Origin of the sequence: Vibrio sp. L5-1, assembly GCF_021728315.1 — a bacterium.
In the GTDB taxonomy this organism is placed as follows: Bacteria; Pseudomonadota; Gammaproteobacteria; order Enterobacterales; family Vibrionaceae; genus Vibrio; species Vibrio splendidus_K.
In genome coordinates, this window is the sequence record NZ_JAKKCQ010000001.1 from 329,162 (window position 1) to 343,956 (window position 14,795).

General features: G+C 40.8%; 12 protein-coding genes and 1 pseudogene. 7 read left to right on the forward strand and 6 right to left on the reverse strand.

Translation table 11 applies throughout. The features are described 5' to 3' along the window. Window positions 1-190: 190 nt before the first annotated feature. Together viaA and L3V35_RS01375 are read right to left on the reverse strand one after the other, a co-directional pair. Window positions 191-1,636: an ATPase RavA stimulator ViaA gene (viaA, locus tag L3V35_RS01370; protein WP_054545521.1), complete on the reverse strand. Its 1,446-nt coding sequence runs from the start codon at window positions 1,634-1,636 to the stop codon at window positions 191-193. An 11-nt stretch (window positions 1,637-1,647) separates the two neighbouring features. Beyond that, window positions 1,648-3,303: an ATPase RavA domain-containing protein gene (locus L3V35_RS01375; protein WP_054545522.1), complete on the reverse strand. Its 1,656-nt coding sequence runs from the start codon at window positions 3,301-3,303 to the stop codon at window positions 1,648-1,650. 287 nt (window positions 3,304-3,590) lie between these two features. Between L3V35_RS01375 and L3V35_RS01380 the strand changes: the two genes are divergently transcribed. Together L3V35_RS01380 and ltaE are read left to right on the forward strand one after the other, a co-directional pair. Then, window positions 3,591-4,106, forward strand: coding sequence for an NUDIX hydrolase (locus L3V35_RS01380; protein WP_054545523.1), 516 nt, complete (start codon window positions 3,591-3,593; stop codon window positions 4,104-4,106). Between the two features lie 39 nt (window positions 4,107-4,145). Next, window positions 4,146-5,150, forward strand: a complete 1,005-nt coding sequence (gene ltaE, locus L3V35_RS01385) for a low-specificity L-threonine aldolase (protein WP_054545524.1) — start codon at window positions 4,146-4,148, stop codon at window positions 5,148-5,150. Between the two features lie 148 nt (window positions 5,151-5,298). On the opposite strand, the gene L3V35_RS01390 is transcribed toward ltaE, so the two are convergent. Further along, a complete protein-coding gene (locus L3V35_RS01390) occupies window positions 5,299-6,114 on the reverse strand; it encodes a LysR family transcriptional regulator (RefSeq protein ID WP_237298162.1) in 816 nt (271 codons plus the stop codon). A gap of 947 nt (window positions 6,115-7,061) precedes the next feature. On the opposite strand from L3V35_RS01390, the gene L3V35_RS01395 reads away from it, so the two are divergent. Beyond that, a complete protein-coding gene (locus L3V35_RS01395) occupies window positions 7,062-7,451 on the forward strand; it encodes a glycine zipper family protein (RefSeq protein ID WP_054545526.1) in 390 nt (129 codons plus the stop codon). Between the two features lie 186 nt (window positions 7,452-7,637). Here the strand turns inward: L3V35_RS01395 and L3V35_RS01400 are convergent, their stop codons facing one another. Then, window positions 7,638-9,092 carry a DUF1254 domain-containing protein gene (locus tag L3V35_RS01400; protein ID WP_054545527.1) on the reverse strand — a complete coding sequence of 485 codons (1,455 nt, stop codon included), beginning with the start codon at window positions 9,090-9,092 and terminating at the stop codon, window positions 7,638-7,640. A 103-nt stretch (window positions 9,093-9,195) separates the two neighbouring features. Further along, a complete protein-coding gene (locus L3V35_RS01405) occupies window positions 9,196-10,116 on the reverse strand; it encodes a LysR family transcriptional regulator (RefSeq protein ID WP_054545528.1) in 921 nt (306 codons plus the stop codon). Between the two features lie 101 nt (window positions 10,117-10,217). Between L3V35_RS01405 and L3V35_RS01410 the strand changes: the two are divergent. From L3V35_RS01410 to L3V35_RS01425, 4 genes and pseudogenes are all read left to right on the forward strand, one after another. After that, a pseudogene (locus L3V35_RS01410) lies at window positions 10,218-10,646 on the forward strand (beta-eliminating lyase-related protein); the annotation flags it as partial. A 291-nt stretch (window positions 10,647-10,937) separates the two neighbouring features. Beyond that, on the forward strand, window positions 10,938-11,288 hold the full coding sequence (locus tag L3V35_RS01415; protein WP_054545529.1) for an Hpt domain-containing protein: 351 nt from the start codon (window positions 10,938-10,940) through the stop codon (window positions 11,286-11,288). 97 nt (window positions 11,289-11,385) lie between these two features. After that, entirely contained in the window at window positions 11,386-13,008 is a 1,623-nt protein-coding gene (locus L3V35_RS01420; protein ID WP_054545530.1) for a response regulator, read from the forward strand. 172 nt (window positions 13,009-13,180) lie between these two features. Continuing rightward, on the forward strand, window positions 13,181-13,774 hold the full coding sequence (locus L3V35_RS01425) for a response regulator transcription factor (RefSeq protein WP_237298163.1): 594 nt from the start codon (window positions 13,181-13,183) through the stop codon (window positions 13,772-13,774). A 55-nt stretch (window positions 13,775-13,829) separates the two neighbouring features. On the opposite strand, the gene L3V35_RS01430 is transcribed toward L3V35_RS01425, so the two are convergent. Next, a complete protein-coding gene (locus tag L3V35_RS01430) occupies window positions 13,830-14,723 on the reverse strand; it encodes a LysR family transcriptional regulator (RefSeq protein ID WP_237298164.1) in 894 nt (297 codons plus the stop codon). Window positions 14,724-14,795 lie beyond the last annotated feature (72 nt).

Sequence of the window (14,795 nt, forward strand, 5' to 3'; positions counted from 1 at the left end):
AACACGTTAGAACCGACTAAACGTTAGCCCCGCTGTGTTCGGGTGCCTACTTTACGGATTGAGTGAAGATAGTCAAACAAAAATGTGAATTTAAATTCTGTTTGCTGACATTTAAATCAAATTGCTGCATGTTCGATCTTTTTATTCAAAAAGCATACAGCAAAGTCGATTCATTTAAGGAGTTTGCGCACTACCACTTTTTCATGAAGCGGCCAACGAGGCTTGGGTGATAAGCCCAGCAGTGATCAAACATAGTCATAAGTTGAGGATTACCATACTTAGAAAGACTAACCGCATGGAAACGGTTTTTGTGCTCTTTCAATTTTTCGACTTGAGCAATCATTTCATCAGATTGCTTAGGGGCGATAAAGTCAGAAAGTACGATCAAATCTGCGTTCTTGTATTTATCACCCGTCATCAGGTCAATCGACTTCATGAGTACAGGTTCTAGATCCGTACCGCCGTGGAATGAGTAACTTAAGAAGTCGCTCGCTTCACGTAGGCCATCTTGTCTTGTTAACTCATAGGTAATCTGCTCAGAAGAGAACAGAATCACGTAACAGTCTCTCTCTTCCGCAAGCGCGATTTGCATCAAAGCGTAAGCCATTGCTTTGGCTGACTGCTCTGGGAACCCACTCATAGAACCAGAAGCGTCCACACAGACGATGAACGGCCCTTTTTCAATATCGACGTTTTTGCTATCGGGCTTTTGCGCTTTTACTTTACGTAACGTGCGTGACTTACCTTGCGAGCGATAGCTAAGTAAACGTTTATCAGCCAAATGTTTATAAAAAATAACCTCAAGCTCAGGATAAGCTAAGAACATGGTTTCGTTTGGTAGCATTTTATTGAGGTCATCACTTTCATGAATCCCAACAATATCATCAACCGCTTCATCGCTTTTCTCTTCAACCATCTGTAGTTCTTCTACAGGGGCTTTGTGCAAAGAAGGGTCATCTTCTAAGCCAGCCATGCGACCTAGTTTTTCAGCAATTTCTTGAAGGCCTTTGTGCTTATTTAGAAACTCCGCATGACGCTTCATTACTGTTAGGTCGGTTTTACTCAACTTAGCCGAAGCCATGTCCCACAAGCGCCCTACACTGCCTTCATCACCAGACTCCGTCACTTTATCCATGTTTTTCATGGTTTCCATGCGTTGATAAAGGTCAGCTAAGACTTTTTCTTTGCTTGTTTCAAGTTCGGTTACTTGAGCTTGCTTAATCGCATCTGAAAGCGATTGATACCACTGGTCGCAAAAGTAGTGTGGAAACATTGCGTTATAAACGCCTTTGTTGTTTTCCATTAAACGTCTTGCTTGAAGGTAGAACGCTGAGTGCCACTCCAATTTTTTGATGACACTGTCAATCTCATCAAAAAACTGGGGTTCATCCCAGTAGATAACCTCTTGGTACAATGCAATTTCTTCTTGGAAACGATCAGTTTCACACACCTTAGTGACACGTTTCTTCACTTTACCGCGCCATTTAACTAAGTGGTTTTTCACTGATGTTTTAACGCCTTTGTTCTCAGCAGCCATCATGACTTGAGAACGAGCAATGAGATCATTCATCGCGGTATCAATGATACCTGAATCAGCCACCATCAAAGCGAGGTTTAAGCCGTCTGCTCCTAACATATGCTCTCCCCTTACTCGAAGTACTGACTCATGAACTTAATACGCTGTGCGATCTTACTGCTCTTCACTTTTGTGGTTTCAAGATCTTGCGTTACCGCTTGCAAGCTTGCTTCCATTGCCTTCGGTAAATCAGGATCAATATAGTTATGAGGCAACGCATCATGGAATTCAGTTCGAACTCTCTTTAACTTGAATTCAGCTTCAGTTAACTGTTCTAAGGCTTTATCAGCGCCACTCAACCACTTGTTATACAATTCTTGATCTAAACCGTCGGTAGTAACCACACTCACCAATACAGAGCGATTGGCAATATCTTTAATCACTAATTGGTTCGATGCATCCAAGTCGAGTTTTAAACGACATAGATTTTTGTTTTCGTTTACGTAACCGTAAATATCACCGTGGCCTTCTTTAAGTGCTCGGTCAAAATCGTCTTTGGCTACGTATACCCAACGGCTGTCGCCTTTCTCAGATTCAGACACCGACATATTGCTTTGCAACATCACCAGTTTAACTAGATTGTATGCACTGCCCACGCTGTACATTTTCGCGTTCTTGATGTCATTCTGATAAACGTCTTTACGCAACAAGCCGCTGGTTGACTCCATAGAGAGCGAAACAGATAGCGTCGATTCAACATCTTCTTGAATCTCTTCGAGCTCTTCACGTGACATTTCAATTTGAGCTTTCGACTCTTGTTGGTCAAACGCTCGGTTCAATGCAAAGTCTTTTACCACACTACGAACCACATCACGCGATTCTGGGCTATGCCATAAACAATCTTGCAGTAGCATAATATCCAGCGGGTTTACGCTATCACGACCACTGAAGAATGCGCTTGCCTTCAACAGCTTGACCGCTTTCTTCCAGCGTCTATCTGATACATATAGATCAGTTTCAGTAGCCGAACTTTGCTTTTTGACAGTATCTTCAAGCATGGTTTTCAGTTCAAATAGCTTGTTGAACGAGTGATCCGTCAGCTCTAGGTTATCGAGCTCTTTCTGCCATTGATGGTATTCAATATCAGTAATCGCCAAACCTTTTGGAATCACAGCTTCCTGAGAAGTACCCGTCGTCAGCATCGATTTGAAGTTTTGTTTGTTTTGAATACGGTTTACAAACACACGAACGAGCATCCGGTCGTAAAGAGCTTCTAAGCCGCTGTCTTCATCTGGAAGTTCGTTAGATGCAGACACTAATAAACGCATCGGCACGCGCTCGATGTCTGCGCCATTTTTGAACGTCTTTTCGTTAACGACCGTGAGCAAAGTATTTAGGATTGCAGGACCTGCTTTCCAGATCTCATCAAGAAATACAACTTGCGCGGTTGGTAGGTAACCCTCGGTCAGTCTTACGTAACGACCGTTGTCTTTTAATTCTTGGATACTTAGCGGGCCAAACACTTCCTCTGGTGTAGAGAAACGTGTCATCAAATATTCGAAATAGCTGCTGTTGTCAAAAGCTTGGATGAGGCGTTTAGCGATAAGACTTTTTGCAATACCCGGAGGGCCTAATAGGAACACACTTTCACCGGCAAGAGCCGCCAGTAAACAAAGCTTAATGGTGTCTTCTCTTTCGTAAACGCCATCTGAGAGAGCATGCGCTAATTTGTTGATTCTTTCAGAGAGTAGCGCCTTGTCAGCATGTGAGGAAATAGAAGGGTTCATGCGTTACTCCGAAAATCTTTGAACAGTTGAGAGTGTAGATACGTTTTTATACATTTGTTAGCACTTTGTTACAAGTATCTTTTATTATTGAGTTGCCTTTATATCAGATGGTTACGCTGCAATTTTCGCGTAATCATAGATTCCAATTATGAGAGTAACATCACGAACGGCGTCAAATTAAATCTATTGCTAAGCCTAATTTTTCTTTTATTTTCGACACCATAGACGTTATGGTGGTACACGTCTTCAGTTATACGAAAAATTGGCAAGGAATGTGGCCAAATTGCATGAGTAAAGTTATCCATCAATGGAAAAGTATTTCTCTCATCGAAGAGAACGTGACGCTCCCTACGAACGTCGTGGTAAAACATACAACAATACACCACCCTGGCGCGGCCGTTATTCTTCCTATCACTTCGTCAGGAAAAATCATCCTCATTAATCAGTTTCGTCCTTCTCTTAAGAAATGGCTTTTGGAGCTACCTGCAGGCACGATGGAAATTGATGAGACACCTCTTCAATGTGCCCAGCGCGAACTGGAAGAAGAAACCGGTTACAGTGCAACTTTTTTTCAGAGCTTAGGTCAAGTCACACCTTTGGCTGGATTCTGTGATGAGATTCAGCATTTATTTGTCGCAAAACATCTTAGCCTCACAACCCGATTTGAATGCGACGAAGATGAAGTTATAGAAGTGATAGAGCTGAGCTTAGAAGAGCTGCACAACAAAATACGACACGATAAAATCACCGATACAAAAACTATCGCTTGTTTAAGCAAAGCCCAACTATGTGGCTATCTATAGCCAACTATATGACTACCTAAAGTACTCTAGGAGAGAAGCATGGACTTTCGTTCTGATACCGTAACTAAACCTTCGCAAGCTATGCGTGACATAATGGCTAATGCAGAAGTGGGCGATGATGTTTATGGCGATGACCCAACCGTAAACGAATTGGAACAGTGGGCTGCCAATGAAACCGGCTTTGAAGCAGCGATGTTCACTTCTTCGGGGACACAAGCCAACCTACTTGGTTTAATGGCACACTGTGAGCGTGGTGACGAATACCTTTGTGGCCAACAAGCGCATAACTATAAGTATGAAGCCGGCGGTGCTGCAGTGCTCGGCTCGATTCAACCTCAACCCATTGAGAACAACCCAGACGGCACACTCGACTTTAAAAAGCTTGCCGCTGCGATTAAGCCAGACGACAGCCACTTTGCTCGTACTAAGCTTCTTAGTTTAGAAAACACGATCAATGGTAAAGTGCTGCCAATGTCTTACCTAGCGGAAGCTCGTGAATTCGTAAACCAACACGGCTTACAAATGCACCTAGATGGCGCGCGCGTTTATAATGCAGCAGCGGCGCTGGATGTACACATCAAAGAGATCGCACAGCACTTCGACTCTATGACGATTTGCTTATCAAAAGGTTTAGGCGCTCCAATCGGTTCACTACTCCTTGGCAACAAAGAGTACATCGCTAAAGCTCGTCGACTGCGTAAAATGGTCGGTGGCGGTATGCGCCAAGCAGGTATTCTTGCCGCCGCTGGTAAAATGGCGCTGACTGAGAACGTAGCTCAACTTAAAAATGATCACGAGAACGCAAAAAACCTAGCGATTGGTTTAAGCAAACTAGAAGGCTTTTCTGTTAACCCTGATTTCATCCAAACTAACATTGTGTTTGCTAAATTAGATGAGTCCGTAGATATTAACCGCATCGCAAGCGAGTTAAGTGAGCAAGACATTACAATGTCGCCAGGCAACCCTGTTCGGTTTGTGACTCACCGTGACATTAACGCGGAAGATATCTCTACATTCTTAATTGCTATAGAAAAAGCACTATAAACAAGCACTAGGCCGTTAAGACTTAAGCTTCCCCTAGGGGAAGCTTTATTTTGTAGGAGTAAAAACATGACTTACCAGTCCCTAGCTCTTGTATTAACGGTCTTCACTCCAAGTTTTTACACCGCTGAACCTAAACTCATCTTGAAATTCAGATCACAGGGCCCTGGTTGATAATTGGCTCCACTAACTCGCAAAGCCATTGAATTTTTGCAGAGTGCTTCCGTGAAGATTTTACTATTAACGCTATATCTATACTTACATCGGCGTGAGCTAGTTCATCGCTCACTTTGTTGTATCTAAGTGTATAGAAATCATCCATAAGTTGAGACATAAGTTGATAGTTATCAATATACAACTTAGGTTTTATTGTTGGATCTAGCTTATTAAATAGATTTTCATGGTCATTCACTCCAGCTACAACATACTTCACATATTCCCGACTACCAATATTACCTTTGAAACTCGCAGAACCTTGATGTAATCGCTTTTGGTAAAAACTTTGTGGTTTATCACTGAGTATATGGATTCCCAAATCAACGTCTTCTCGTAAAAGAAGTGATTCGCTTTCCTCTCCCCATGTACGTATATCAATAATAGCATCTGTTTCTTGGCGAATAGCTTTGATGATTGCACTGCCTTTTTGAACTAAATACGGCTCTATAATATGTAAAGATACTTTCGTTATTTTTCGTGGATCAAAGTGAGCAGGTTCTAGCGCTAAAAAAACAGATTCTAGTGCGGCCTTGAGTTTAGGCTCAACAGCTAAAGCGTAAGAGGTCGGAACCATACCCTCAGGGCTTCGGATAAATAAAGGGTCATCAAGAGTTTCACGGAGTTGAGCCAACATCTTAGAAATGTATGACTGAGATCGACCTAGTTTAATAGCAGCTCGACTTGTCGAACCAGTCTGCATTAAGGCTAGAAAAACGCGTAATGCGTTTAACTCATTTATATCATTATTCATTTGACCTCATCGTTTTCGGTTAGACCGTCTTACAAAAAAAAATCCCACAGATTGCAACTGGCTAACTTATGGAAAATTTATTTGATTTGAGTTCTTGAGCTAGGGCTAAGTTCAAAAACACATCAACTGTTCATCTAGATCGAAATATTCTAAGAATTCTACGTATTCAAAGGCATCTCCAAATATTGACCGAGTTCGCTTCTCAATAAATTCTCGATGAATCAGCTTAAGAGCGTATGCCCCATTAATACCATCAACATACCCTTTAATGAGTAATCCCTCAGGTAAAATAGTTATTTCACCAAGTGAATCAGCATTGAAAAGTAAAGATTTTCCGCTTTGACAAATGATCTCGCCATTGAAAATTAGATACACTGACGCCACAAGATTCTTGCTAAATTCGTCACCATAGTATTGACAGCTGTTTGTCTCAAATCTAGTAATAAGCTCGTGCTTTCTAAATTCTGCATATTTCAACGAATCATAAATCTCTTCGTAGAATCCCTATCCCTTTGCCTTTGCCTTTGCCTTTGCCTTTAATAAATTATCAAAAAACAAAAGTTGAAAACATTGGAATAAACAAAATCTTTGGGGATAATTTAAATTACCACCTCAAATACCAAAACAAGTTACTAAAAACTTCAAAAAAACAAGATTTATCTTTATTCTGACTAAATAGCAGCCAATAAATATACTTTAAATGTCAATTTTTAAAATTAAAATAAAATTAACCCATCGTTAAGCCCCAGTTAACGAACCAACATACAGCCCACATATTTAATGAAAAACACCTAAGTTCAAATCACATCACATCACATCATGTTAACCCTATCCGTACAGTGTAAATCATGCAGCACCGCATGGAATAAATCATATTCCATATAAAATCTAAAGATTGATAGACTTGTTTTTACTAATGTTAAACACACACCCATAGGTTTAAAGTTATGATTAAATACGCGCCAATTATACTCACATTGTTATTTACTACACATCTACAAGCAAAACTTATTATCGACAAAGATGGCGTTGATGAAAAAGAATATATTTATGATATGAATAAATGTGAAGAACTAGCAAACCAAACTAAGAAGGATAATGGTTCACGCGGAGCTGTCGGTGGTGCAATTAAAGGCGCGGCTATTGGCTCTGCTGGTAAAGCAATCGCTGGAGGTTCAGGCTCTGATGGTGCAAAAAAGGGGGCGGCGGTAGGTTTAGCTACTGGTGTTGTTGGAGGAAGTCGTGACCGAAGAAAAAACCAACAAAACTACGAACAAGAAAAAGAAACAGTCCTGAGAAATTGTATGTCTAATCGAGGATACGCAGTTTTGAATTAGTATGAATAAGTGCGTTTACCACTCAATCTAACACGACTAAAAATCAAGACGCCATTGGCATAACGCACAATTCTATAACTTCTAGTTCGTATTTCCTAATCAAACACGATAGCTAACCTCATTCTTCGAGAACGATTCCCTAACTAGGGTCCTTTCAACCCTAGCAAAAAATGGGGCTTTAATTTGCTATTGAACTAACTGAATATTATCTAGAGACCAACCTCCTGAAAAATAGCGCTCATTCGGAGTATACAAACGGAAATAGGTAAACCATGTTTGACCAGGCTCAGTTTGAACCCAATTAGCGGACACACACCCTTTGCTCTTCTCGCATTGAGGACCAATAAACACATCAACACTGCCATCTTCGTTATAAGTTAACTTGTTTGAAGAATTGATCTCTGCTTGACCCGTACTGTTGGCAATTAGGTTACGATACTTAGAATCATAAATAGTCACCGCCCAAAAAAGATCCGCAGGCACATCTGCTGGTACATTGAGATGATAATTGTTGCCGCCATCAAATCCGATACCGTTCGCGTCCTCATACGCACCTAAGTACATCTGTCCAGGGCCCGGTTTATACATCTTCATCGCTTTGGTCGAACCGATCGCCTCATGGAACCAAGCAGCACGCTCACGAAGCTCACCGTGAGTCTCTTGTTGTTGAGTAGAATCGTTTACCAGAGCGACAAACCAGTTCTTATCGCCAAAATAATTCGCTCCCTCAAAATTCTTTTTGTAGGTGTTGTTAATTGCCTGTAAATAACCTAACTCTTCGCCAGCAATCAGAATAGCTTTCTGTTCTTTGGTTGGATTAAACGGCTTGCCTTTCTCGATGCCAAGATCTTTCAACATGGCGTAGAAAAACACATCACGCTCGTGCATCACTTCCCGCTGAACGATCTCATTTAGATTTTCCCAAAACGTCATACCGCGTGGCTGAGCTTGGATAAACGCATCGCCCTGCTTTGATACGATTGGGCGATCTCTAAGTTCCTGTTGGTTAAATGGATAGGCTTTGAAGGATTCTGTGATTTGCTTATGCTTGATTGGGTCACGCTCCATATTACGTGTCCCGAGCCAAATAACGTTGGTTGGTGACTCAACGACAGTATAAGAGCCATCGTGTTCAGGTTCTTGTTGATCTGGACCTAGGATAAGCAGTTTCACACCTTGGCCTTGCTCTGGCCCGGCAACGCCCACATCTATAATAGGGCGCTGCCATTGATCACCCACATAGCCTGCTGTCATACCTTCTGGGACTTCCCACACCACAGGACCATGAACATCGGCATTATGAAAAGCAATCAGATACTCCACTACTTGGTTGGGAGTCAAAATGCCGCGAGCCCCATCACCTTGATAAGAAGAGATTTGCGCACTGTTCGCACTATTGCCCATGTCATGATTGGCATTTTCCCAACCCTTCAAACCCATAGCAGGCATTGACCATTGATAAACCATAGCTGCATATTGAATATTCTGATCTTGATACATCTTCTGCGAGGTTTCAGCCGAAGGTACATTGTTGACAAATTGATAACCGTGAGAGCTGGTAAAAGTAAGATCATTATTGTCACCCGCAAACGCGGTAGTGACGGAGAGTGAAAGCACAGAGGCAATAAAAGTCAGTTTCATGTTGTGTCCTAATGTTCAGGGAATACACAACACTCTAATGACTCTTAGATATACGATCTAATTCCTAATTTTGACCTAAGAAATACGAAAAATGTATATCTGGTTATTCAGTGGCAAACACCGCTTCTAATTGAGCCATAACCCATAGGTGAAATTCTGAATTTCGATTTTTCTGATGATAAAACAAGCTACGATCGAACTCCACCGCAGGCACATCCAATATTTCTTGTATAGGTATGCTGACAATATTGGGTTGATTGTTTTCATCCAACAAGCCAGAAATAGCGGGGAAAATTAAGTTGCTGTCTACCAACGACCTGATTATCGCGTGTACACTTTCCGAACGCAGCGCCACGGTAACTGGAACCTTTGCTTTGCGTAAGATCTTTTCAACTCGCGATTCTTTCTGATTCCAATTGGAGATAAGCACTGAGGCTAACGGGTAATCGGAAAGCGCTTCTAAGCGAACGTTATCGAGATATGGGTGACCTTTTCGCATATACAAAGAGAATGCTTCTCTACCCAATGAGTTACTAACTAACTCTTTCGGTGCGTCAATACCGTAGAAATTGACGCCAAAATCTAACTCCCCCTGCACCAACTTGGATAGGCTAGCTTGGTTCCAAGACTCTATCTCCAACTGCAAGTTTGGCGCTAAACGGGAAATATTTCGATACAGGGTGCTAGCATAGCGTTCAGCCATAAAGTGGTTCAAGCTAATACTAAGTTTACCTTCAGCTCTCTCTGGGGAGAATGTGTGTAACACGACACTTTGCTCAAGAATTTGCAAGGCTTGGTTCACCTCTCGACAGATTTTGTCGCCTTCTGGAGTTGGCGTTAACCCGTATTGATTGCGAATAAACAACTCTTGCTGAAAGTGATCTCTCAACTTATTTAGGGCACGGCTGACTGATGGTTGAGTGGTAAACAAACGCTCTGCGGCAAGGCGAGTATTTCTCTCTTGATAGAGCACAACCAAAGTCTTTAAAAGGTTAAGGTCTAGATTTCGAAAACCGCGATCCATCAAATCTCTCCATAGATAAATTCAACTAAAACACATCCTGCAAACGCTTATGCTAGATTCAGCAGTGACAGTATATACTGACCTTAACGCACAAAGACAATAACTCTTCGACGATTTGTTTATCAAAAGGTTTAGGCGCTCCAATCGGTTCACTACTCCTTGGCAACAAAGAGTACATCGCTAAAGCTCGTCGACTGCGTAAGTTGGTTGGTGGCGGTATGCGTCAAGCAGGTATTCTTGCTGCTGCAGGTAAAATGGCGCTGACTGAAAATGTTGCTCAACTAAAAGTTGACCACGAGAACGCGAAAAACCTAGCAATTGGCCTAAGTAAACTGGAAGGTTTCTCTGTTAGTCCTGATTTCATTCAAACTAACATCGTGTTTGCTAAGTTAGATGAATCTGTGGATATTAACCGAATCGCACGTGAGTTAGCTGAACAAGGCATTACGATGTCACCGGGTAACCCTGTTCGGTTTGTTACTCACCGTGATATTAACGCGGAGACATTGCTCGTTTCATCATCGCTATAGAGAAGTCGCTATAAATTCGTAACACAAGATCGATTGAACGTACTGACGACTAAGCACAGTATTGCTACAAAATGACCATTAATACTATTTAGTATTAATGGTCTTTTTTGATTTCTATTACCCATTTCGTTAAACACTCAATTTACTTACCCGTATTAAATATACTTCTACCTAACCACCCACCAATATACACTTTAAATATCAATCACATCAATTCAATAACTCTGCGTTATTTCCATTAACTGACCATTATAGATACCCTTTCTTTCAAATATCTCAATCAATATTCTTATGCAATCTGGACCGAGTAAATCCAATAACATCGATTGGTTAAATAGCTACCCTAGCGATCAAAGAATTTACCTTGCTGAAGTTTACATTAGCGTAATGCAAGAAGACTTAGAGCAACTAAGGGATACAAAGCCTGAGCGCGCAACAACCTTGCAAATCATGCACCGCATAAAGGGTGGCCTTTCTTCAATCGGACACCTCCCACTAGAGCAACTCATTAAAGTGGAAGAGCAAGATTTGAAAGCCGGAAATAACAATGTCGAACAGACAAATCTCAATACTATTAAATTAATCTCACACAGTGTCGAGTCAATTGAAGATTGGCTTAATATTAATAACGTAGGAAATTAATTAAATCATTGTAGGATTTTTCTTGTTTTCACTCTCAGATACTTTTAGCTATTTCCGTTTTGTTACAATTAGCTAAATTTAGTCAACAGTTAAAATAATGAATAACGTTATAAAAAAATATACGGTACTGGTTGCAGACGACTCTCGACTCGTTACAAGCAGTGTAACCACAATTTTGCGCCAAATCGGCTTTGAATCCATATCTTATGCATACAAACCTTTCGATGTTATTCATCAATGCCGCCAGAACTCGTTTGACATTATAATCTGTGACTACAACTTCCAAACCCAATTGACGGGCTACCAACTGCTGGAAGAACTCAAACACGCTCGAATTTTAAAATCGACGACGGTTTTTATGTTCCTTACTGGTGAAAATGATTACAACGTCGTGCGATCTATCGTGGATTCAGATCCTGACGACTACCTGCTTAAACCCTTTAATAAACAGTTCTTTATTAAACGGATATTTTCATCCTTAAATCGCAAATTGGTCCTCGCGCCGATCTTTGAGAAGTTAACTGAATTCGATTTTGCTGGTGTTGTGCGTGAGTGCGACGAGCTTCAGCCATTTCACCCTGAATACTCGAAACTTATCCGAAAGTACAAAGCCTCTGCCTTGCTAAAAAGTAAGCAGTTTAATAAAGCTCAAGAAGAGTATGAAAGCTTACTCGAAGAAGATGACTTGGACTGGATTAAAACCGGCCTAGCGAGCACGCTCATTGAAACAGACCAAGTGGATGAAGCCAAAGAAATCCTCAGCTTAGTAAAATCCAGAAAGAACAACCCATACTTTCACGACGAAATGTCGAACATATACTCGATTGAAGAAGACCTGCCCAACGCGATAGATCATTTGAAACAGTCAGCGATGTTACTTGATGCAGGCGCACATCGTGAATTGGTGATTGCGAATTTATCTATCGCTGCTGGGGCTTATCAAGACTCTTTCACTTATATGAAAAGGTATTACGAGAAGAACATTAATACCTTTCGTGGCGGGTTTTATACAAAGATTAACTACGTGCGTACTTTTCTCTATAAACAAACACTTGGAGGTTCAACAAACCTCTTTGAAAGGCAACTTATTTCATATAATTCAATTCTCAATGATATCGGTAAAACGCCAGAGCTTATTCTTCAGGATAAACTTATCTCTGCGCACATTGGATTGATCAAAGGTGATCTAAAAACGGCAACGCTAAGTATCAAACAAGCTCTCAATTATACCTCTGAGTTTCATTTTTATGATTTCTACCACCTTTGCTTCTTATTGGAACAATGCTCATTTTTAAGCGAAACACCGACATTCGTAGCAAGGTTGGAAGACAGCATTAATAAAGACCAACACCCGAGTATTATTCGGAGCCAAATTCATATGCTCAATGGCTTTAAAGAACGCTTGCAAACATCACAGCAACAGTTAAGTAATATCAGAAAAGAAATGATACTCATGAAATCATTGGACCGTCTAACAAAAGACAAACAGCTCGATTACTATCTCGATATTCATAATCTTTTGCCGCATTCGAAAAAGACATGTTTGGCAATTATCAAGCTTTCAGCCTTGCTCAGCACTCCCTATGAAGGTAAACACGATATTCGTATCAAAATAAACAAGTGCAACGACGTATTGGTTAACTTATATACTAAAGAAGAGTTGAGCAGTCTAAATTACAACCAAATACTGTATAAAGCACGAGGTCGCGCTACCTACTAATCACGTTATCTTTAAGTAAGTAGTAACGCGCATCCTTTGTAAATACCAGATTTTCAAAATGTTAAAATGTCATTTTCACCTTAACCTCTATATTTTCACATAGAATTATCGCTTATCACAATCTTAGAACTCAAAGAGACAGGACGTCACATAGCAATAACTTAGGTGACTTATGACAAATCAGAACGTTCTAATCATAGATGAACAACCTCTTTACCGAGAAGCACTTGCCGAGTTGATCATGGACTCGCTAAATGTTGAAGATCTCTATAAAACTACCGATACCGACAAAGTACTGAAGCTAGTAAAAAACCAGAGCATTGATTTGATTATTCTCGATGTGACGTTAACAAACAACGATGGTATGAACCTTGCGAAGATAATCAAGGCGCACGGTTACGAAGGAAAGTTACTATTTGTCTCTTCTTTAGATAACTCAAGCTTGTCTGAGGTAGCTCTATCATTGGGTGCCAACGGGTTTCTTAGTAAAAACGAAAGCCATGAATCCATTCGCTTCGCCCTATCCAGCATTATGAAAGGTTATTCGTTGTTCAAATCAGATCAAAAGAACAGTGGCAAAAACACTAAGCTATCCAATAAAGAAGCGATCGTTTTCCAGTATCTGATTCAAGGATACTCGAACAAACTTATCTCAGAAAAACTGTCTCTAAGTGCCAAGACTATCAGCACTTATAAAACGAGAATTCTAAGTAAGTACCGAGCCAACTCGATCGTTGAATTGGTTCAACTTAACGATACAATTTAGCCAATTAGTTTCTTAGATAATATTGATGCCTTACAATGCAATTAACTTGTTTGAGCTATTGAGCTAAGTTTAAGTTCTTTTCAATTACGCTAATGAGTAGTTGATGAAGTGCGTTGTTACGGTGTGTCTGTTTAATATATGTCGCAATTTTTGGGCGTCCTGTCGAATAGTAAGATTCCGGAATCTCAATAAATTTAAAACCATCTATCGATTGGCCAAAATTCATCATCATAGTCGCACATCTACGTCGCTTTAATAATCTAAGCAAAAGGCCAATATCCCCGACAGTTACCTTAGATTCAATCTGATAACCTTTCTTCTCTAAGATCATTCGCACAACTTGCTTAGGTCCTTTCCAGCCTTTAAGTTCCAAAAAAATAAAAGGCAGTGAGAGTGCCGTTTCTAAAGAGTCTGCTTCCATATCATCAGGAACCACAATACCTACTGGTAACGCCCCAACCGGTTGTTGGTAGATGCTCTTTGGGCAGTCTTCGTTGAAGTGATGCATATACACATCCACATTACCATCCGAGATACTTTCGATCGGCTTGTCGGTAGGGCTCACGATATTAATCGAAGCGTTCGGCAGTAATTCAAACAGTTCATTCAAAATTACCTCGCCCAGAAAGTATTGTGCAACCTGCGGCATCGAGATGGTGATCGGTTTGTCATAAGTTAACGGGTCAAAGGCACTCGTCCCCATACAAGACTCAAGGCTGTCTAACCCAGCCTGAATGGCGGGAAGCTGCTCCTTCAGAAAGTCGGTGCTTTCAAAATGGTGTGCATGTCGGATAAACAACTCGTCACGAAGCTGGTCTCTTAAGCGAGCAAGGTACTTACTGATAGAAGCTTCGCTCTTGCCAAGAATCTTAGCCACAGGCTTAAGTTGTTGGTGTTTATCCAACAACACCAAGATACGTAGAAGATTTAGGTCTAAATCTTTATTCACAGCAATAACCCTTCATCGTAAATTCATAAACTTAACTAACATGTACACGTTAGTATTTAAGTCTAGTCAATA